Source organism: Azospira sp. I09 (assembly GCF_009177135.1).
Taxonomy (GTDB): domain Bacteria; phylum Pseudomonadota; class Gammaproteobacteria; order Burkholderiales; family Rhodocyclaceae; genus Azospira; species Azospira oryzae.
The window spans coordinates 708207-725748 of sequence record NZ_AP021844.1 but is presented as its reverse complement, the minus strand read 5'-3'; the positions used below and the strand labels follow the sequence as shown (position 1 = coordinate 725748).

Annotated in this window: 21 protein-coding genes; 9 read left to right on the top strand and 12 right to left on the bottom strand. The window is 65.3% G+C overall.

The features are described 5' to 3' along the window. Window positions 1-2: 2 nt before the first annotated feature. The 3 genes from holB to mltG are packed head-to-tail and all read right to left on the bottom strand — an operon-like array spanning window position 3 to window position 2645. Window positions 3-1028 (bottom strand): DNA polymerase III subunit delta', encoded by a 1026-nt coding sequence (gene holB / locus AZSP09_RS03320; RefSeq protein ID WP_014237685.1) that lies wholly within the window; start codon window positions 1026-1028, stop codon window positions 3-5. Next, entirely contained in the window at window positions 1025-1636 is a 612-nt protein-coding gene (tmk, locus tag AZSP09_RS03315; protein ID WP_152089169.1) for a dTMP kinase, read from the bottom strand. The genes holB and tmk overlap by 4 nt, the downstream gene beginning before the upstream one ends. Window positions 1637-1649: 13 nt before the next feature. Then, complete coding sequence (gene mltG, locus AZSP09_RS03310; protein WP_152089168.1) at window positions 1650-2645, bottom strand: endolytic transglycosylase MltG; 996 nt, start codon at window positions 2643-2645, stop codon at window positions 1650-1652. Window positions 2646-2879: 234 nt separating this feature from the next. Between mltG and ygfZ the strand changes: the two genes are divergently transcribed. The 3 genes from ygfZ (at window position 2880) to AZSP09_RS03295 (ending at window position 5318) form a co-directional block, all read left to right on the top strand. Continuing rightward, complete coding sequence (ygfZ, locus tag AZSP09_RS03305) at window positions 2880-3899, top strand: CAF17-like 4Fe-4S cluster assembly/insertion protein YgfZ (RefSeq protein WP_152089167.1); 1020 nt, start codon at window positions 2880-2882, stop codon at window positions 3897-3899. Between the two features lie 136 nt (window positions 3900-4035). Beyond that, complete coding sequence (locus tag AZSP09_RS03300) at window positions 4036-4785, top strand: NRDE family protein (RefSeq protein ID WP_152089166.1); 750 nt, start codon at window positions 4036-4038, stop codon at window positions 4783-4785. Window positions 4786-5114: 329 nt separating this feature from the next. Beyond that, complete coding sequence (locus AZSP09_RS03295; protein WP_014237690.1) at window positions 5115-5318, top strand: cold-shock protein; 204 nt, start codon at window positions 5115-5117, stop codon at window positions 5316-5318. Window positions 5319-5432: 114 nt separating this feature from the next. On the opposite strand, the gene AZSP09_RS03290 is transcribed toward AZSP09_RS03295, so the two are convergent. Continuing rightward, window positions 5433-5915 (bottom strand): L,D-transpeptidase, encoded by a 483-nt coding sequence (locus tag AZSP09_RS03290; protein ID WP_152089165.1) that lies wholly within the window; start codon window positions 5913-5915, stop codon window positions 5433-5435. Further along, on the bottom strand, window positions 5912-6373 hold the full coding sequence (gene tadA / locus AZSP09_RS03285) for a tRNA adenosine(34) deaminase TadA (RefSeq protein WP_014237692.1): 462 nt from the start codon (window positions 6371-6373) through the stop codon (window positions 5912-5914). Before tadA ends, AZSP09_RS03290 begins: the two co-directional genes overlap by 4 nt. A 139-nt stretch (window positions 6374-6512) precedes the next feature. On the opposite strand from tadA, the gene AZSP09_RS03280 reads away from it, so the two are divergent. Both AZSP09_RS03280 and AZSP09_RS03275 read left to right on the top strand, forming a co-directional pair. After that, the gene (locus AZSP09_RS03280) at window positions 6513-7412 is read left to right on the top strand and encodes a class I SAM-dependent methyltransferase (protein WP_152089164.1); all 900 of its coding nucleotides are present in this window, start codon (window positions 6513-6515) and stop codon (window positions 7410-7412) included. A 21-nt stretch (window positions 7413-7433) separates the two neighbouring features. Then, window positions 7434-7619: a hypothetical protein gene (locus AZSP09_RS03275; protein WP_014237694.1), complete on the top strand. Its 186-nt coding sequence runs from the start codon at window positions 7434-7436 to the stop codon at window positions 7617-7619. Between the two features lie 7 nt (window positions 7620-7626). On the opposite strand, the gene AZSP09_RS03270 is transcribed toward AZSP09_RS03275, so the two are convergent. Next, window positions 7627-7947, bottom strand: a complete 321-nt coding sequence (locus AZSP09_RS03270; RefSeq protein ID WP_152089163.1) for a hypothetical protein — start codon at window positions 7945-7947, stop codon at window positions 7627-7629. A gap of 105 nt (window positions 7948-8052) precedes the next feature. After that, complete coding sequence (locus tag AZSP09_RS03265) at window positions 8053-8907, bottom strand: SDR family oxidoreductase (RefSeq protein ID WP_152089162.1); 855 nt, start codon at window positions 8905-8907, stop codon at window positions 8053-8055. A gap of 144 nt (window positions 8908-9051) precedes the next feature. On the opposite strand from AZSP09_RS03265, the gene AZSP09_RS03260 reads away from it, so the two are divergent. Both AZSP09_RS03260 and AZSP09_RS03255 read left to right on the top strand, forming a co-directional pair. After that, window positions 9052-9495: a winged helix-turn-helix transcriptional regulator gene (locus AZSP09_RS03260; protein ID WP_130458538.1), complete on the top strand. Its 444-nt coding sequence runs from the start codon at window positions 9052-9054 to the stop codon at window positions 9493-9495. 12 nt (window positions 9496-9507) lie between these two features. Then, the gene (locus tag AZSP09_RS03255) at window positions 9508-10041 is read left to right on the top strand and encodes a GNAT family N-acetyltransferase (RefSeq protein WP_152089161.1); all 534 of its coding nucleotides are present in this window, start codon (window positions 9508-9510) and stop codon (window positions 10039-10041) included. Here AZSP09_RS03255 and AZSP09_RS03250 read toward each other — a convergent pair. Further along, on the bottom strand, window positions 10038-11984 hold the full coding sequence (locus tag AZSP09_RS03250; RefSeq protein ID WP_152089160.1) for a PhoX family protein: 1947 nt from the start codon (window positions 11982-11984) through the stop codon (window positions 10038-10040). The genes AZSP09_RS03255 and AZSP09_RS03250 overlap by 4 nt on opposite strands. Window positions 11985-12141: 157 nt before the next feature. On the opposite strand from AZSP09_RS03250, the gene AZSP09_RS03245 reads away from it, so the two are divergent. Beyond that, window positions 12142-12846, top strand: coding sequence for an ankyrin repeat domain-containing protein (locus tag AZSP09_RS03245; protein WP_172974686.1), 705 nt, complete (start codon window positions 12142-12144; stop codon window positions 12844-12846). Between the two features lie 90 nt (window positions 12847-12936). Here AZSP09_RS03245 and guaA read toward each other — a convergent pair whose 3' ends face one another. Next, window positions 12937-14571, bottom strand: a complete 1635-nt coding sequence (gene guaA / locus AZSP09_RS03240; protein ID WP_014237701.1) for a glutamine-hydrolyzing GMP synthase — start codon at window positions 14569-14571, stop codon at window positions 12937-12939. Window positions 14572-14668: 97 nt separating this feature from the next. Next, window positions 14669-16129, bottom strand: a complete 1461-nt coding sequence (gene guaB, locus AZSP09_RS03235) for an IMP dehydrogenase (protein ID WP_014237702.1) — start codon at window positions 16127-16129, stop codon at window positions 14669-14671. Between guaB and AZSP09_RS03230 the strand changes: the two genes are divergently transcribed. Next, on the top strand, window positions 16128-16691 hold the full coding sequence (locus AZSP09_RS03230) for a DUF4124 domain-containing protein (RefSeq protein ID WP_172974685.1): 564 nt from the start codon (window positions 16128-16130) through the stop codon (window positions 16689-16691). The two genes, guaB and AZSP09_RS03230, sit on opposite strands and share 2 nt — an antisense overlap. Window positions 16692-16742: 51 nt before the next feature. Here AZSP09_RS03230 and AZSP09_RS03225 read toward each other — a convergent pair whose 3' ends face one another. Both AZSP09_RS03225 and AZSP09_RS03220 read right to left on the bottom strand, forming a co-directional pair. Beyond that, the gene (locus tag AZSP09_RS03225) at window positions 16743-17066 is read right to left on the bottom strand and encodes an RnfH family protein (RefSeq protein WP_014237704.1); all 324 of its coding nucleotides are present in this window, start codon (window positions 17064-17066) and stop codon (window positions 16743-16745) included. Next, window positions 17059-17490, bottom strand: a complete 432-nt coding sequence (locus tag AZSP09_RS03220; RefSeq protein WP_130458543.1) for a type II toxin-antitoxin system RatA family toxin — start codon at window positions 17488-17490, stop codon at window positions 17059-17061. Before AZSP09_RS03220 ends, AZSP09_RS03225 begins: the two co-directional genes overlap by 8 nt. Between the last annotated feature and the right edge of the window lie 52 nt (window positions 17491-17542).

Sequence of the window (17542 nt, the reverse complement as noted above, 5' to 3'; positions counted from 1 at the left end):
TTTCAGTACAGGGCCCGGTAGGCGAAGAAGAGTTCTTCCAGTACCAGGCGCAGGTTCAACGGATGCTCAGATTGAGCTTTAAATTTAATCAGCAATCTATTGAAATTTATTATTTTAATAGTGCTTGATGAAGCCGCCAGCTGCCCTATTGTAGCGCCATCGTCCTGGAAGTAGCGCGGCGGCAGCCCCTCCGCCACCAGAGCCAGGTCGGCGCTCCATTTCTGCAGCCATTCCACCGTCCGCTTCATGGTGAGGGCGCCGGATTTGTCCGCCTTGAGGGTTTTCTCGATCAGAGCGGCCGCGGCAATGGGGTCCAGCTGGCGTCCCTTCTGCAACTGTCCGAGCAGGGCATCGAGCAGACTGCGCTGGCCGCTGCCGGCCAGTTCCGCCGCCAGGCGCGGCGCCCCGCCGGCCAGGGCCAGCCAGCGCCCGCCGTCGCTGACCTTCTGCGCCGCCAGCCAGGCGGTGGCCGCCTGGGGCGACGGCAGGGGCACTTCCACGGTCTGGCAGCGGCTGCGGATGGTCGGCAGGAGCCGGTCGGCCTCGCTGGACACCAGCAGGAACAGGGTGTCGGGCCGGGGTTCTTCCAGGCTCTTCAACAGCGCGTTGGCGGTGTTGCGGTTCATGGCCTCCGCCGGGTGCAGCAGCACGATGCGCACCCCCTGGCGGTGGGTGCCGACGTGGAGGAAGTCGTCCAGCCCCCGCACCTGGTCGATGGTGATCTGCTGGCTGGGCTTCTTCTTGCCCGTTTCCTCGTCGGCCTCGGCCTCTTCGTCGCTCATGGCCGCCGGTTGCACCAGCCGGAAATCCGGGTGGTTGCCCTGCCCCAGCCAGTTGCAGGCGGAACACTGGCCGCAGGCATGGCCGTCCATGCCCGGCGCCTCGCAGAGCAGGCCGGCGGCAAAGGCCCGGGCCAGTTCGAACTTGCCGACGCCGCGCTGGCCGATCAGCAGGAGGGCGTGGGGAAGCTGGGCACGCCGCCCCTGGAGCCGTTGCCAGGCCGATTCCTGTAATTGAAATATATTCATAAACAAATATTTGAAATCAATTCTTCAATTGATTTCTTGATTTCATCCACGGTCCGGTCAGCCTGCACCACCCGGATGCGGCCGTTGGACTGGCCGGCCCGCTGCAGATAGCACTGGCGCACCCGCTCGTGGAAGTCGGCCTCTTCCTGCTCGAAGCGGTCGAGGATGCGCTCCTTGCCGATGCGGGCCTGGGCTACCGCCAGGGGCAGATCGAAAAGCAGGGTCAGGTCCGGCTGCAGGTGGCCGTGGACCCAGTCCTCCAGGACTTTCAGCTTGTCCAGGGAGAGCCCCCGGCCGCCGCCCTGGTAGGCCACAGTGGCATCGGTGAAACGGTCCGAGATGACCCAGGTGCCGGCCGCCAGGGCCGGCTCGATGACCTCGGCCAGGTGCTCCCGGCGGGCGGCGAACATCAGCAGGGCCTCGGTTTCCAGGTGCATGGGCTCGGCCAGCAGCAGGGCCCGCAGCTTTTCCCCCAGGGGCGTGCCGCCGGGCTCCCGGGTGGTGACCACGCTCTTGCCCCGGGCCGTGAGCTGGTCCGCCAGCCACTGGATGTGGGTGCTCTTGCCGGCCCCGTCGATACCTTCGAAGGTGATGAATTTTCCGCGCATGGTCATCCTGTAATCAACGTCCGCCCCGCTGGTATTTGTTTACCGCCCGGTTGTGCTCGTCCAGGGAGGAGGAAAAATGGCTGCTGCCGTCGCCCCGGGCGACGAAATAAAGGGCCGGGCTGGCAGCGGGATGGAGCGCCGCCTGCAGGGCCGCCTGGCCGGGCATGGCGATGGGCGTGGGCGGCAGGCCGCCCCGGGTGTAGGTATTGTAGGGCGTATCGGTGAGCAGGTCCTGGCGCCGCAGGTTGCCGTCGAAGCGCTCGCCCATGCCGTAGATGACCGTGGGGTCGGTCTGCAGCAGCATGCCCTGGCGCAGGCGATTGACGAAGACTGCGGCGATGTGGGGCCGGTCCGCGGCCCGACCCGTTTCCTTTTCCACGATGGAAGCGAGGATCAGGGCCTGGTAGGGATGCTGCAGGGGCAGGCCCGGGTCCCGGGCCGCCCACTCGGTCTGGAGGCGCTTCTGCATGGCCCGGTAGGCCCGGGCCAGCAGGTCCACGTCGCTGGACTGCTTGCTGAAGAGATAGGTGTCGGGAAAGAACAGTCCTTCCGGATGGCTTTCGGCGGCGCCGATGCGCTGCAGCAGTTCCCGGTCCGACAAACCGGCGCCGTCATGGCGCAGATCGGGATGGGCGTTGAGCTTGTCCCGCAGCTGGCGGAAATTCCAGCCCTCGATGATGGCCAGTTCGCTCTGGCTGACGTCGCCCCGGGTCAGCTTCTGCAGCAGGGCCCACAGGGTGATGCCCTGCTCCACCTCGTAGCTGCCCGCCTTGAGGGCCGCCGCGCTGCGGCTGGCCCGGGCCAGGGCCTCGAAGGCCCAGGGATTGAGATCGATGCCCGCCTCCACCATCTGCCGGGCGGCTGCGCGGGCACTGCTGCCGGGCTGCACCTGGAAGTCCAGAGGCGAGGCATTGAGGCGGACCGGGCTCAGGGCCAACCAGGCCAGGCCACCGCCGCCCAGCAGGGCCGCGAGGATCAGCAGGGACAACAGTCTGCGGAACAAGCGCATAGGAAAGCGGGTCTAGGGGAACGGCTGCCGCCACCGGCCTGGCCGTTGCCGAGAATTCGGGATAAAAGGAGGCGATATAATAGCCCAAGCCCTGTATTCTCCCCAGCTATTGACGCCCGCGCCGTCCAATGACGACGCGGACCTGCTGTACGAGCCGGCCCCCGATGGCCGACCGTTTCCGACAAGCGACTCACGAAAACCCTTAACTTTCCCCCAATTGCCACGGAAATCCCCATGAACGCTCTCTGGAAAACCACCCTGGAAACGGCTGGCGCCAAGTTCGACGCCGATCTGGTCACCGATTTCGGCGATGCCGCCGGCGAACGCCAGGCCGCCCTGAACGGCCCGGTGCTGGCTCCCCTCTCTCACCTGGGCCTGATCGCCGTCAGCGGCGAGGATGCCAAGTCCTTTCTGCACAACCAGGTGACCAGCGATGTGAACCACCTGAAAACGGATGCGGCCCAGCATTCCGCCTGGTGCACCGCCAAGGGCCGCATGCTGGCCAGCTTCCTGCTGTGGAAGGAAGGCGACGCCTACCAGGTGCAGCTGGCTGCCGAACTGCAGCCCGCCATCCAGAAGCGCCTGCAGATGTTTGTGCTGCGGGCCAAGGTGCAGATCACCAGTCGCAGCGACGAAGTGGCCCTGATCGGCCTGGCCGGACCGGGCAGCGCCGCCCTGCTGGCCCAGGCAGGTTTGCCGGTGCCGGCCCAGCCCCTGGAAGCCCAGGAGGCGCCGGCGGGCAAGGTGATCCGCCTGGAAGGCAACGAGCGCTTCGAAATCGCCGTGGCCGTGGCCGCCGCGCCCAGCCTGTGGGCAGCCCTGGCCGCCGGTGCCCGCCCCGTGGGCACGCCGGTATGGCAATGGCTGCAGATCCAGGCCGGCATTCCCCACATCAGCGGCCCCACCCAGGAAGCCTTCGTGCCCCAGATGGCCAATTTCGAACGCATCGGCGGCGTCAGCTTCCACAAGGGCTGCTACCCGGGCCAGGAAATCGTCGCCCGCACCCAGTACCTGGGCAAGGTCAAGCGCTCCCTCTTCCGCGCCAGGGTGGCCGCTACGGTAAAGGCCGGCGACGCCCTCTTCTCCACCCTGGCCGACGAGAACCATGGCGGCACCGTGGTCAATGGGGCACCGGCAGCCGACGGCAGCTGGGAGTTGCTGGCGGTGATTCCGGAAAACTGCGCCAGCGGCGGCCCGGTGCATGCCGGCAGCCCGGACGGCCCGGTGCTGGAACTGCTGCCCCTGCCTTACTAAAACTAATGCCACAGCGGACACAGAGACCAGCAGGGGAAACTGTCACGGTTTCACCGTCGTAGCCGTACTACGGGCGCCTACGGCCTTCCTGTCTTTTCTCTGAGATCTCTGTGCCCTCTGTGGCTATAGGTTTCCCATGTGCCTCATCCTCCTCGCCTGGCAGACCCATCCGGATTACCCCCTGGCGGTTTGTGCCAACCGGGATGAATTCCATGCGCGCCCCACCCTGGCCGCCGATTTCTGGAGCGACCAGCCCGGCATCCTGGCCGGAAGGGACCTGCAGGCCGGCGGCACCTGGCTCGGCATTGACCGGCGCCAGCGCTTTGCCGCCGTCACCAACTACCGGGACCCCAAGGCTCCCGAAGGCCAGCGTTCCCGGGGCGACCTGACCCGGGACTATCTGGCCGGCGACCTCTCGCCCCGGGACTTCCTCTCCGGACTGGACGGCGGAGCCTACGGCGGCTTCAACCTGTTTCTCGCCGACCGGGACAGCCTCTGTTACTACTCCAACCGGCAGGGCCGCATCCAGAAACTTCCGCCCGGCATCTACGGCCTTTCCAACCATCTCCTGGAAACCCCCTGGCCCAAGCTGGTGGCGGCCAAGGCCCGTTTCAGCGAAGCCCTGCAGGCCCTGCCGGAGACAGAATCCCTGTTCCGTCTGCTGGCCGATCCCACCCGCTGGCCCGACGAGCACCTGCCGGATACCGGCGTCTCCCTGGAATGGGAAAGAATGCTCTCCGCCATCTTCGTCCAGTCGCCGGCATACGGCACCCGGGCCTCCACCGTCCTGACGGTGGATCGGCAGGGAGAGGTCTGCCTGACGGAGCGCAGTTTCAATGCCGCCGGCCCCAGCGGCGAAGTGCAGCGGCGCTTCCAGGCTGACTAGGATGACCCGGGCGCCCTGTTAAGGGGGCCGCCGCTGCCGGCTGAAGGCCTTTGGTGGCGCGGCGTCATCCACCGGGCCATCGGCAGTCACGATGGCTATTGCCGATGCAGAGGTGCCTCAACATCAAATAAATCGGCATTTTTCCAAGAATCGTTTGACAGCCTCCTGGGGGGTGCGTATAACGGATCGGGCTAAATCTTCAAGTTCCAGATTCAAGTTCATCGTTGTCCCTCTGCATAGTGGTACTCCATTGTTCCATGTAGTCTCCCTTGATTATTGCGCGCCTCGAGCATCTGCTCATTTTTTAAGCTGTTTTTAAGGAATACAAAATGGAAACTGGTACCGTTAAGTGGTTCAACGACGCTAAGGGCTTCGGCTTCATCACCCCGGACAATGGCGGCCCCGATCTGTTCGCCCACTTCTCCGAAATCAAGGCTGACGGCTTCAAGTCCCTGAGCGAAGGCCAGAAGGTGAACTTCGTCGCCGGCCAAGGCCAAAAGGGCCCCCAGGCAACCAACATTCAGCCCCTGTAATCCAGGTTCGCTGAACGGTTGTAAAAAAAGCCCCGCACTGCGGGGCTTTTTTCATGGTGCCGGCCGTGGCACCGCTTTTGGAATTTCCATCTGCACGGCCCCAGTCCCCAAAGCTCAATCCTCGACGATATCCACTTCCGTAAACGCCGGAACCCGCTCGAAAAGGTCCACGATGTCCGCATTGCCCATGCGGATGCAGCCGTGGGACGCCGGCGTGCCCAGGGCGGCCTCATCCGCCGTGCCGTGGATGTAGATGTAGCGGGCCATGGTATCCACCGGGCCGAGCCGGTTGAAGCCTGGCTCCCGGCCACAGAGCCAGAGAATGCGGGAGAGAATCCAGTCCCGCTCCAGCGTGGCGGCAGCCAGTTCCGGTGTGCAGATTTCGCCGGTGAAGCGGCGGCCGCGGAATACGGCATGGATCGGCAGGCCCTCGCCGATCTTGGCCCGCACGTAATGGCGGCCCCGGGGAGTACAGAAGCTGCCGCTCTCCTCCCCCGCGCCCCTGGCCGAGGTGGAGACGGGATAGGCGCGCAGCACCTGGCCCTGGTCGTCCAGCAGTTCCAGGACCTGGCGCCCGAGGGAGACGCGCAGTTTCATGCCTTGGCCGCCTTGCGCCGTTCGGCAAAGAAGCGGGAGAGCAGCTGGCCGCATTCGTCGGCCAGGACGCCGCCGACGATTTCCGTGTGGTGGTTGAGCTGGTCCACCGCGAACAGGTCGAGCACGCTGGCGTGCACGCCGGTCTTGGGGTCCCGGGCGCCATAGACCACCCGGGCGATGCGGGAATGCATGATGGCGCCGGCACACATGGCGCAGGGCTCCAGGGTGACGAACAGCTCGCAGCCGGGCAGCCGGTAATTGCCCAAGTTGCGGGCCGCATCCCGCAGGGCCGCCACTTCGGCGTGGGCCGTGGGATCGCTGTCGCCGATGGGCGAATTGAAACCTCGGCCGACGATGACGCCTTCCCGCACGACGACGGCGCCCACCGGCACCTCCCCCAGGCAGCCGGCAGCCACGGCCTGGGACAGGGCTTCACGCATGAAAAATTCGTCGGTCATGGGCGGAAAAAGGACGGCAAAGAGGCGAAATAAGGGAAAAAGGCGGCAGACAATCGGAGCAGGCCCATAGTTTACCTCATGGCCTGCGGGCCCAGCGCCTATAATCGCCCCTTCGCCTCACGCTGCCTCCCGTTTCGCCATGCCTGCAAAAGCCAAAGCCACGCCCACCCCTGCCGCCGCCTCCATGCCGGAAATCCGCCCCGGCCAGTCCCTCGAGCTGCTCAAGGAACTGCACATCCTGACCCGGGACGGCAAGATGAACCAGGACAGCCGGCGCAAGCTGAAACAGGTCTACCACCTGTACCAGTTCATCGAGCCCCTGCTGCTCGAGCTGCTGCAGGACAAGCCGGAATTCACCCTGGTGGACCACGGCGCCGGCAAGAGCTACCTGGGCTTCATTCTGTACGACCTGTTCTTCAAGTCTGGCGCCTCCCTGGCCCGCATCGTCGGCATCGAGACCCGGGACGAACTGGTGGGCAAATCCCGGGAACTGGCCCAACGGCTGGGCTTTCCCGGCATGGAATTCCACAACCTGTCGGTGGCCGACTCCATCACCTCGCCCCTGCTGCCGCCCCGGGTGGACATGGTCACGGCCCTGCATGCCTGCAACACGGCCACGGACGACGCCATCCGCTTTGCCCTTGAAAAACAGGCCCGTTTCATCGTCCTGGTGCCCTGCTGCCAGGCAGAAGTGGCGGCGGTGCTGAACAAGAACAAGGGCAAGTCCCTCGGCCAGACGGTGCTGACGGAAATCTGGCGTCACCCCATCCACACCCGGGAATTCGGCAGCCAGCTGACCAACGTGCTGCGCTGCCTGCAGTTGGAGGCCCACGGCTACCAGGTCCGGGTGACCGAACTGGTGGGCTGGGAGCATTCCATGAAAAACGAGCTGATCATCGCCACCTACAAGAACCTGCCCCGGCGCAAGCCCGCCGAGCGCCTCAACGAACTGCTGCAAAGCCTGGGACTGGAAGAGATGCAGTCCCGCTTCTTCACCGCTGCGCCCGACCGGACGGCGCATTCCGAATCATCAACGTAGCAGACCCGCGAAGGAATCCAGTTGGCCAAAACCAATTTTCAGTTTGAAAAACGCCAGAGGGAATTGGCCAAGAAAAGGAAAAAGGAGGAAAAGCTGCGCCGCAAGCAGGAAGGCCTGCCGGACGACACTCCGGAAAATCAGGAGCCGGCTGAGGGCAGCGAAGGCGCCGCCAACGACGACGCCCCGCCTGCCGTGCCCGCCGCCTGATCTGGCTTCACGCCTCCCCAGTCGCCGAACCGTCCGGATTCTTCCGGCGCTTCGGCGATTTGTTTTTGCCCTCCCCCAGGACGCGGGAGCGCATCAGGCTTTCCTGCCAGATGCCGGCCACGGCGGCGCCGGCGGCGAAGCTACCCTGCAGGTCGCCGCTGGAAACCGCTTGCAGCAAGCCTTCCAGCGCCCGCCCCAGGGCCGCCTGTTCTGCCGCCAGGCGGGCCCGGTAGAGGCGCATGTTCTGCTTCACCTGCTCGCTGCGTTCCGCATAGCGGCTGCGGGGCCGGCCCCGGCTGGGGCGTGTTTCCGGATTGGCGTCGTCCATGGCAGTTAATTTTGATAACGTTATCTGAATTATAGGCGATGGGCGTAAAAAAGCCACCCCGGGGCGTAACCCGGGACGGCCTGGGAGAGACGGGCGCAGACGTCGTCAGCCCAGCACGGCCGGCAGCAGGGCCTCCAGCGGCGTGGTGGGACGGCCGATGAGGCGGCTCAGCTGGTGCTGGTCATCAAACAAGGCACCCCGGGCTGCAGCGGCATCGGAGTCGGCCAGCAGGGCTGCCAGGGGCGCCGGCAGGCCGGCCTTGAGCAGGGCGGCCTCGAAATCGGCCTGACTCAGGTTCACATAGGGCACGGCCTTGCCGCTCAGGCGGGTGATGGCGGCGGCCAGATCGGCCAGGGTGTAGGCCGTATCCCCGGCCAGTTCATGGACCTTGCCGGCCTGATCGGGCTGGGTGAGGACGGCAGCGGCCGCCTCGGCATAGTCGGCCCGGGCCGCCGAGGAAATGCGCCCCTCGCCGGCGGCGCCGATGTAGGCGCCGTGCTGCAGGGCCGGAGCGACGCTGGCCAGGTAGTTCTCGGTGTACCAGCCGTTGCGCAGGATCACGTGGGGCAGACCGGACTGGCGCAGCAGGGCTTCGCTCTGACGATGCTCTTCCGCCAGCCCGAGGGGCGAGGTATCGGCATGCAGCAGGCTGGTGTAGGCCAGCAGGCCCACGCCGGCTGCCTGGGCGGCCTCGATGGCATTGCGGTGCTGGGGCAGGCGCTGGCCCACTTCGCTGGAGGAAATGAGCAGCACCTTCTCGGCACCGGCGAAAGCGGTACGCAGGCTTTCCGGTTGGCTGTAGTCGGCCTGGCGCACGACGATGCCCTGGGCCGTCAGGTCGGCGGCCTTGGCCGGGTTGCGCACGGCGGCGACGATGCGGCTGGCGGGAACCTGCCGTTGCAGCAGGGACTGGATGACCAGGCGGCCCAGTTGGCCGGTGGCGCCGGTAACGACGATCATGGAATTGCTCCTTCTTCTCTGGTTGGAGGCGGAAAGCATTGGCCACTGGCCGCCTCCCGCCCCGGGCTTGGGTTTTGCCAAGGGAAATGGGAGAATAGCAATCATACGAACTAAAAATAAGTACGCACACAAAGGTAAGTACCCATGCCCTCCTCCCCACCCGCCGTTCCGGCCCCCACTCCCGCCGAGACTCCGACCCTGGCCGAACTGATGCGCCGGGGCGACGTCTTTTCCGACCGCTGCCCCTCCCGGGAAGTGCTGCAGCACGTCACCAGCCGCTGGGGCGTGCTGGTGCTGGTGGCCCTGCTGGAAGGCACCCACCGCTTCAGCGACCTGCGGCGCAAGGTGGCCGGCGTCAGCGAACGCATGCTGGCCCAGACCCTGCAATGGCTGGAGGCCGACGGTCTGGTGCGGCGCCAGGCCTTCCCGGTGGTGCCGCCCCATGTGGAATACAGCCTGACGGGCCTGGGCCGGGAGGCCGGGGAGCGGGTCCAGGCCCTGGCGGACTGGATCGAGGGCAACCTGGCGGACATCCTGGCTGCCCGGGAGACGGTGCAGCGGGACAAGTCCGCCAACCGGCCCAAATAGGGGCTTGCGACCATGACCTCCAGCAACTTCCGCCTGCGCCCCATGCAAGGGGCCGACCTGCCCGCCGTGCTGGCGCTCCAGGCCCGGGCCTACGTGCCCTTCTTCCATGAGGACGAAGCCGTCTTCCGCGGCAAGCTGGCGGCCTTTCCGGACTGGTGCTGGGTGGCGCAGATGGCAGACGGCGAACTGGCCGCCTACCTCTTCACCCAGCCCGCCCGCCTGGGCCGCCCGCCCTGTCTGGGCGACGGCGGCGGTAGTCAAGGGGATGGCGCCGACACCCTGCACCTGCATGACATGGCCGTCAGTCCCCTGGCCCGGGGGGCAGGACTGGCGGCCCGCATGACGGCCCATGCCCTGGATGCCGCACAGAAAGCCGAGTTACAGCATGGCCGCCTGCGGTGGGCCAGCCTGATCGCCGTCCAGGGCTCCGTGCCCTACTGGGCCCGCCACGGCTTCGTTCCCGGGCAGGTAGCGCCCGATCTTTCCTCCTACGGGCCGGGAGCGGCCTACCTGGTCCGCCCCCTGGCTCCCCAGCTGCTGCTCTAGCCGCCCACCACGCCGCCGTCTTCGCGCCGGATCACCACGGTGCCGGAACGGGGCCGGCCGGCCGGCGTTTCCGGGAACTGGCTGTGGGGCCAGTGGGAAATGGCGGTGGCCTTGGCCGGCTCGGAACGTTCGCTGGCCGGCTCCCCCGGGTGCTGGATATTGACGAACAGGGTCCGCCCGTCCGGCGTGCTGGTGATGCCGGTGATCTCGCAGCCCTTGGGCCCGGTGAGGAAGCGCTTGACCTGGCCCGTCGCCACGTCGGCCACCAGCATCTGGTTGTTGCCCAGGCGGGCGTAGTCACCCTGATTGAGGACGCTGGTGGAAACGTCGGTCTGGATCCACAGGCGGCCGGCGGCGTCGAACCACAGGCCATCCGGGCTGCCGAAGGCATCGCCCTTGATGTTGCCGCGGCGGGAAGCCTCCGGATGCTGGGGATCGCCGGCCAGGAGGAAAATGTCCCACTCGAAATCCAGGCTGCCGGCATCGTGCCGGCCCTTGGCCGGAGCCTCGCGCCAGCGCACGATGTGGCCGAAGACGTTGTCGGCCCGGGGATTGGCGGCATTGAGCCCGGGCACTTCACTGGTACCGCGCTTGACGTTGTTGGTGAGGGAAACATAGACCTCGCCGCTCTTGGGATGGACGGCGATCCACTCGGGCCGGTCCATTTTGGTGGCGCCCACCTGGTCGGCGGCCTGGCGGGTGCGGATCAGCACCTGGGCCTGGTCGGCAAAGCCGTTTTCCGCCGTGAGGCCGTTCTTGCCGTGCTCAAGGGCCACCCAGCGCCCCTTACCCTCCTCGCCGAACTTGGCCACGTACAGGGTGCCTTCGTCCAGCAGGCTAGCGTTGGCAGCCCGGTCGCCGGGCTGGTAGATGCCCTTGGAGACGTACTTGTAGATGTACTCGAAGCGCTCGTCGTCGCCCATGTAGACCACCACCCGGCCATCCGCCGCCAGAGTCACGGTGGCGCCCTCGTGCTTGATGCGGCCCAGGGCGGTGCGCTTGACCGGCGGCTGCATGGGGTTCCACGGATCGATTTCCACCACCCAGCCGAAACGGTGGGGCTCATTGGGGTGCTTGGCGGCGTCGAAGCGCTCGTCAAATTCGTGCCAGCGATAGCCGGCGGTCTTGTCGTTGATGCCGTAGCGTTTCTCGTCCGGCGTGGCGCTCTTGCCGGCCTTGAAGTAGCCGTTGAAATTCTCTTCGCAGGTCAGGTAGGTACCCCAGGGCGTATGGCCCATGGCGCAGTTGTTGAAGGTGCCGAAAATGAGCCGGCCGTGGGGGTCCTGGGCGGTTTTCAGGCCGGCACTGCCGGCGGCCGGGCCGGAGACGGTGATGGCGCTCTGGGCCGTGATGCGGCGGGCGTAGGCGGAAGGCCGCACCACCTGCCAGCGGCCACCCTCCTCCTTCACTTCGATGACCGAAACCCCGTGGGCCGCTTGGGACTTGGCCACCTTCTCGGCAGACCAGTCGGCCATGCCGCCGGTGTGGAGCAGGCCGTCATCCGTGTATTCGTGGTTGATACACATCAGGCCGTGGGTGGAAGAGAGCTTCCTGCCCTCGACGAAGGGGAAGAAATGCATGCCGTCGTGGTGGCTGCCGGACTGCAGGCGCTGCTCGGCGGCACTGTTGCCCCCGTCGGCGCGATAGGCCGGGCCGTCGGACACCGGGTCGCCCCAGGCATAGAGCAGTTCGGCCCGGTAACCGGCCGGCACCCGTACCTGATCCAGCTGGGAAACCGAAATGGGATCGAAACCGATGGGCACCTTGGCCGCCCGCCCAGCACCGGAAGCCGCGCTGACGGCTGCTGCCGGCAGGGGCAGGCCGGCCAGGGCAGCGGCTCCCAGGCCGCCGGCCAGCATCTGGCGGCGAGCGGGACTGGTCAGGTCGAGAAGATGGGGATTGGGACTGGCATTGCTGCAGCAGGCGTCGTCGAAGTCTTTCATGGGAGGCTCGTGGCGAAAAATGGCCATTGTTCGCGCCCCATGTGACAGAACCATGACCGGTGGAAAGAGGTTGGGGGTGCCAACGGCTCAGGCAAGACTTGCAGGGGGAAGGATAATGCCGGACAATTTTGTGAAATATTTCACACAAGTGATCGCCATGGATCAATTTGAAGCCCGCCGTCGCCGCGAATGGATGCTCATCGGCCTGGTCCTGCTGCTGGCCGTGCTGGCCAACCTGCCCCACGACCTGAGCCAGGCCCTGCATCTCAACACCAACTACCTAGTGGCCGTCCTCGGCCTGATGGTGCTGCTGGCCCTCTTCCTTTACGTCCGCTTCACCTTTTTCCTGCTCTACGCCCTGCTGGTGGTCGGCGCCAACCTGCCGGACCAGTGGGCCGATGGCCTGGGCGTATCGCGCATGCCCCTGCTCATCGCCCTCGGCTTCATGGTGGCCGGTTCCCTGGTGAATCAGGTCACCCGCCTGGTGCCGAGCGGCCTGGAGCCCAAGCCCAAGGTGAAAAGCAGCGAAGGCACCCGAGCCCTGTGCGGCGCGGTAGAACGGAACAACCTGTCCCTGGCCCGCCGCGTCCTGGCCATGGAGATCGATCCCAACCAGATGGACGAACAGGGTCGTCTGCCCCTGGCGATGGCCGCCATGAACGGCCACCTGCCCCTGGTACAGGCCCTGCTCCAGGCCGGCGCCAATCCGACCCAGGCGGCCGGTGACGGCCAGACCGCCCTGATGCTGGCGCAGCAGCACGGCCATGCCGAAGTTGTGAGTGCCCTGCGGGAGACCTTGAAGGATCGGCAGGACGACGAAATGCCGCGCCTCAACCCGGATTCGAGCTTCATCCGGACCTGATCCCCAGGACTCGGAATAAAAAAACCGGACTTCGCGTCCGGTTTTTTTATTGGGCCAGGCTGCCTGATATCTACCGGCAGAACGGCACACTCACTCCCACTCGATGGTGGCGGGCGGTTTGCCGGAAACGTCGTACACCACCCGGTTGAGGCCGCGGACTTCGTTGATGATGCGGTTGGAGACCTTGCCCAGCAGCTCGTAGGGCAGATGGGCCCAGTGGGCGGTCATGAAGTCGCTGGTGACCACGGCGCGCAGGGCCACCACGTTTTCGTAGGTGCGGCCGTCGCCCATGACGCCCACGCTCTTCACCGGCAGGAAGACGGCGAAGGCCTGGCTGGTCAGGTCGTACCAGCTCTTGCCGATATCGGCCTCGGTACAGGCGCCGGCGGCCACGTCCCGCTCGGTGGCCAGGGTGGCGCGCAGCTCGTCGATGAAAATGGCGTCGGCCCGCTGCAGCAGCTTGGCGTACTCCTGCTTCACCTCGCCCAGGATGCGCACGCCCAGGCCGGGACCGGGGAAGGGATGGCGGTAGACCATCTCCCGGGGCAGCCCCAGGGCCACGCCCAGTTCCCGCACCTCGTCCTTGAACAGCTCGCGCAGGGGCTCCAGCAGCTTGAGGTGCATGTCTTCCGGCAGGCCGCCCACGTTGTGGTGGCTCTTGATGGTGTGGGCGCCCTTCTTGCCCTTGCCGGCGGATTCGATCACGTCCGGGTAGATGGTGCCCTGGGCCAGCCACTTGGCGGCGGAGAGTTTCTTGGACTCGGCCTGGAAGACCTCCACGAATTCCTTGCCGATGATCTTGCGCTTCTGCTCCGGGTCGGAGACGCCGGCCAGCTTGCCCATGAAGTCGTCCACCGCATCGACGCGGATGACCTTGACGCCCAGGTTGCGGGCAAACATGTCCATCACCATGTCGCCTTCGTTGAGGCGCAGCAGACCGTGGTCCACGAAGACGCAGGTGAGCTGGTCGCCGATAGCCTTGTGGATGAGGGCGGCGGCCACGCTGGAATCGACGCCGCCGGAGAGGCCCAGGATGACTTCTTCACTGCCCACCTGGGCGCGGATGGCAGCGACGGCCTCGGCGATATAGTCGCCCATGACCCAGTCGGTGCCGCAGCCGCAGATGCCGTGCACAAAGCTTTCCAGGATGGCCCGGCCCTTCACGGTATGGGTCACTTCCGGGTGGAACTGGACAGCGTAGAACTTGCGCTCCTCGTCGGCCATGCCGGCGATGGGACAAGAAGGGGTGGAGGCCATCAGCTTGAAGCCCGGGGGCAGTTCCATGACGGAATCGCCGTGGCTCATCCACACCTTGAGCATGCCGTGGCCTTCGGGGGTGGTGAAGTCGGCGATGTCTTTCAGCAGGGCGGTATGGCCGTGGGCGCGGACTTCGGAATAGCCGAATTCCCGGGCCTTGCCGGCGGCTTCGGCGGTCATCACGGTGCCGCCCAGCTGCTGGGCCATGGTCTGCATGCCGTAGCAGATGCCCAGCACGGGGATGCCCAGTTCGAACACCACCTTGGGGGCCCGGGGAGTGTCGCCCTCGGTTACGGAACTGGGGCCGCCGGAGAGGATGATGCCCTTGGCGCCGTAGTTGCGGATGAACTCTTCCGACACGTCGTAGGGGTGGATTTCGCAGAAAACCTTGGCCTCCCGCACCCGGCGGGCGATGAGCTGGGTGACCTGGGAACCGAAGTCGAGAATGAGGATTTTCTGGTGGGCCATGATGGGTCTGCTATGTGGGCAATGGGGGCGGTGAAGCCGATGCTATGAAAAAGGGCGGCCTAGTTGGAACTGGCCGCCCTTGCTTGGTCCCGGAGGATCAGTCCTGGTGGTAGTTGGGCGCTTCCTTGGTGATCTGCACGTCGTGGACGTGAGATTCCCGGACGCCGGCAGCGGTGATCTCGACAAACTCGGCGGTCTCCCGCATCTGGTCGATGGTGGCACAGCCCACATAGCCCATGGAGGCGCGCAGGCCGCCCATCAGCTGGTGGATCACGGCCAGCACGGAACCCTTGTAGGGCACCCGGCCTTCGACACCTTCCGGCACCAGCTTGTCCACGTTGGCGGTGTTGTCCTGGAAGTAGCGGTCGGAAGAACCGGCCTGCATGGCACCCAGGGAGCCCATGCCACGGTAGGACTTGTAGGAACGGCCCTGGAACAGTTCCACTTCGCCCGGGGCCTCTTCGGTACCGGCAAACAGGCCGCCCAGCATGACGCAGTTGGCGCCGGCGGCGATGGCCTTGGAAATGTCGCCGGAGAAGCGGATGCCGCCGTCGGCGATCATGGGCACGCCGGTGCCCTTGAGGGCTTCAGCCACATTGGTGATGGCGGTGATCTGGGGCACGCCGACACCGGCCACGATACGGGTGGTGCAGATGGAGCCGGGGCCGATGCCGACCTTGACGCCGTCAGCGCCGTGATCGACCAGGGCGCGGGCGGCGGCGGCGGTGGCGATGTTGCCGCCGATCACTTCCACATGGGGGAAGTTCTGCTTGACCCACTTGACCCGGTCCAGCACACCCTGGGAATGACCGTGGGCGGTGTCCACGATCAGCACGTCCACACCGGCGGCGGCCAGCAGTTCTGCCCGCTCCTCGGTGCCGGCACCGACGCCGATGGCGGCGCCAACGCGCAGGCGACCGGCTTCGTCCTTGTTGGCCAGGGGGTGCTCGGAGGTCTTGAGGATGTCCTTGACGGTGATCAGACCCTTCAGTTCGAAGTCGTCATTGACCACCAGCACACGCTCGATGCGATGCTCGCGGATCAGTTCCTTGGCCTCTTCGATGCTGGCACCTTCCTTGACCGTGACCAGGCGCTCCTTGGGGGTCATGATCTTGGTCACCGGCTGATCCAGCTTGCCTTCAAACCGCAGGTCCCGGTTGGTGACGATACCCACCACCTTCTTGCCTTCCAAGACCGGCAGGCCGGAAATCTTGTGCTGGCGGGTCAGAGCCACCACTTCACCGATGGTCATGCTGGGGGTGATGGTGATGGGATCCTTGAGGATGCCGGCTTCGTGGCGCTTGACCTTGGAAACTTCGGCGGCCTGGGCCTTGGCCGAGAGGTTCTTGTGCACAATGCCGATGCCGCCTTCCTGGGCGATGGCGATGGCCAGGCGGGCTTCGGTCACGGTGTCCATGGCGGCGGACACCAGGGGCAGATTCAGGGAGATGTTGCGGGTCAGGCGGGTGGCCAGGCTGACGTCGCGAGGCAGGATGTTGGAATGGGCGGGGACAAGCAGGACGTCGTCGAACGTCAAGGCCTTCTGGATTACACGCATGGCTTTGATCCGGAGTCTCAAAAACGTATTATACGGGACTGGATTACCCTCGGAAAAGAGCCTAGGCATGCCCATCTTCCCATTCCGGCCTGCGACATCCTCCGGCAACCGTCCCCATATTGCCCGAATCGCTGCCATATCCCTGCTTTTCGCAGCCACTTCGGCACTGGCACAAATTTATACCTGGAAGGACGAAAACGGCCGCACCGTCATGTCCGACAAGCCTCCCGTGGGCAAGGTGCAGCAGAAACGGGTGATTGATACGCCTCCTGCCGGCAGTGTCCAGACGCCCCCGCCGAAGACCCTGGCGGAAAAGGAAATGGAGTTCCGCCAGCAGCAGAAAATCCGGCAGGACAAGGCGAAAGAGGCTGAGGAGGAGGCTGCCCAGCAGAAAAAGCGCAAGGACAACTGCGATGCAGCCCGCCGCAATCTGGCGCTTTATCAGTCCGGAGAGCGTATCGCCCGCCGCAACGACGCCGGCGAACGAGAAATTCTCGACGACAGCCAGCGGGCTGCGGAAGCAGCCAAGGCACAGCAAGCGGTCAATGAATGGTGCAAATAGCGCTGCAGCAGATCTGATTCGATAAAAAAAGGCGGCTTCAAGCCGCCTTTTTCATTCGCCAGAGCCTTCGTCCCCAGCTCCCTTCTTCATCACCTTGCCTTCGGCGGCCCGCTGCTTGCGCACCTCCTTCGGGTCGGCGATGAGGGGGCGGTAGATTTCCACCCGGTCCTTGTCCCGCAGCACCCCATCGGCCTTGGCCAGCTTGGCGAAGATGCCCAGCTTGTTCTTGGCCAGGTCGATTTCCGGATATTTCTCCAGCAGGCCCGAGGCCTCGATGGCCTGGCGCACGGTGGCGCCCTCCTCCAGCTTGACGGACACCAGGTCCTGCTTGCGCTGCTGGGCGTAGACGACTTCGACGTTGATTTTTTCAGCCATAGATCTGGGCCGCACGTTTGACGAAGGCTTCGACGAACGTATTGGCAATGTGATTGAAGACGGGACCGATCACCTTTTCAAAGAGCTTGCTGGAAAACTCGTAGCTCAGGGTGAATTCGATCTTGCAGGCCTTTTCCGCCAGAGGCTTGAATACCCAGCGCCCCTCGAGGCGGCGGAACGGACCATCCACCAGGCGGATGTTCATCCACAGGGGAATTTCCTTGTCATTCTCGGTGGTGAAGTGGCTTTTGACGCTGTGATAGTTGATATGCAGGGTCGCCGCCGTCTTCTGCCCGTCGCGGAACTTCAGTTCCGTGGAGCTGCACCAGGGCAGGAACTGGGGATAGTCCTCCACCCGGTCCACCAGATCGAACATCTGCTGGGCCGAAAACTCGATCAATACTGATTTTTCCACCAGGGCCATAACCGGCCTTTTTTCCCGAATCCTTGTAGAATTGCCAATTTTAGCGGAAAGC

What these genes read in the sequence shown, in the direction of transcription:
- holB (WP_014237685.1), bottom strand. Translation starts at nt 1,028, where the DNA reads ATGAATATATTTCAATTACAGGAATCGGCCTGGCAACGGCTCCAGGGG.
- tmk (WP_152089169.1), bottom strand. Translation starts at nt 1,636, where the DNA reads ATGCGCGGAAAATTCATCACCTTCGAAGGTATCGACGGGGCCGGCAAG.
- mltG (WP_152089168.1), bottom strand. Translation starts at nt 2,645, where the DNA reads ATGCGCTTGTTCCGCAGACTGTTGTCCCTGCTGATCCTCGCGGCCCTG.
- ygfZ (WP_152089167.1), top strand. Translation starts at nt 2,880, where the DNA reads ATGAACGCTCTCTGGAAAACCACCCTGGAAACGGCTGGCGCCAAGTTC.
- AZSP09_RS03300 (WP_152089166.1), top strand. Translation starts at nt 4,036, where the DNA reads ATGTGCCTCATCCTCCTCGCCTGGCAGACCCATCCGGATTACCCCCTG.
- AZSP09_RS03295 (WP_014237690.1), top strand. Translation starts at nt 5,115, where the DNA reads ATGGAAACTGGTACCGTTAAGTGGTTCAACGACGCTAAGGGCTTCGGC.
- AZSP09_RS03290 (WP_152089165.1), bottom strand. Translation starts at nt 5,915, where the DNA reads ATGAAACTGCGCGTCTCCCTCGGGCGCCAGGTCCTGGAACTGCTGGAC.
- tadA (WP_014237692.1), bottom strand. Translation starts at nt 6,373, where the DNA reads ATGACCGACGAATTTTTCATGCGTGAAGCCCTGTCCCAGGCCGTGGCT.
- AZSP09_RS03280 (WP_152089164.1), top strand. Translation starts at nt 6,513, where the DNA reads ATGCCTGCAAAAGCCAAAGCCACGCCCACCCCTGCCGCCGCCTCCATG.
- AZSP09_RS03270 (WP_152089163.1), bottom strand. Translation starts at nt 7,947, where the DNA reads ATGGACGACGCCAATCCGGAAACACGCCCCAGCCGGGGCCGGCCCCGC.
- AZSP09_RS03265 (WP_152089162.1), bottom strand. Translation starts at nt 8,907, where the DNA reads ATGATCGTCGTTACCGGCGCCACCGGCCAACTGGGCCGCCTGGTCATC.
- AZSP09_RS03260 (WP_130458538.1), top strand. Translation starts at nt 9,052, where the DNA reads ATGCCCTCCTCCCCACCCGCCGTTCCGGCCCCCACTCCCGCCGAGACT.
- AZSP09_RS03255 (WP_152089161.1), top strand. Translation starts at nt 9,508, where the DNA reads ATGACCTCCAGCAACTTCCGCCTGCGCCCCATGCAAGGGGCCGACCTG.
- AZSP09_RS03250 (WP_152089160.1), bottom strand. Translation starts at nt 11,984, where the DNA reads ATGAAAGACTTCGACGACGCCTGCTGCAGCAATGCCAGTCCCAATCCC.
- AZSP09_RS03245 (WP_172974686.1), top strand. Translation starts at nt 12,142, where the DNA reads ATGGATCAATTTGAAGCCCGCCGTCGCCGCGAATGGATGCTCATCGGC.
- guaA (WP_014237701.1), bottom strand. Translation starts at nt 14,571, where the DNA reads ATGGCCCACCAGAAAATCCTCATTCTCGACTTCGGTTCCCAGGTCACC.
- AZSP09_RS03230 (WP_172974685.1), top strand. Translation starts at nt 16,128, where the DNA reads ATGGCTTTGATCCGGAGTCTCAAAAACGTATTATACGGGACTGGATTA.
- guaB (WP_014237702.1), bottom strand. Translation starts at nt 16,129, where the DNA reads ATGCGTGTAATCCAGAAGGCCTTGACGTTCGACGACGTCCTGCTTGTC.
- AZSP09_RS03225 (WP_014237704.1), bottom strand. Translation starts at nt 17,066, where the DNA reads ATGGCTGAAAAAATCAACGTCGAAGTCGTCTACGCCCAGCAGCGCAAG.
- AZSP09_RS03220 (WP_130458543.1), bottom strand. Translation starts at nt 17,490, where the DNA reads ATGGCCCTGGTGGAAAAATCAGTATTGATCGAGTTTTCGGCCCAGCAG.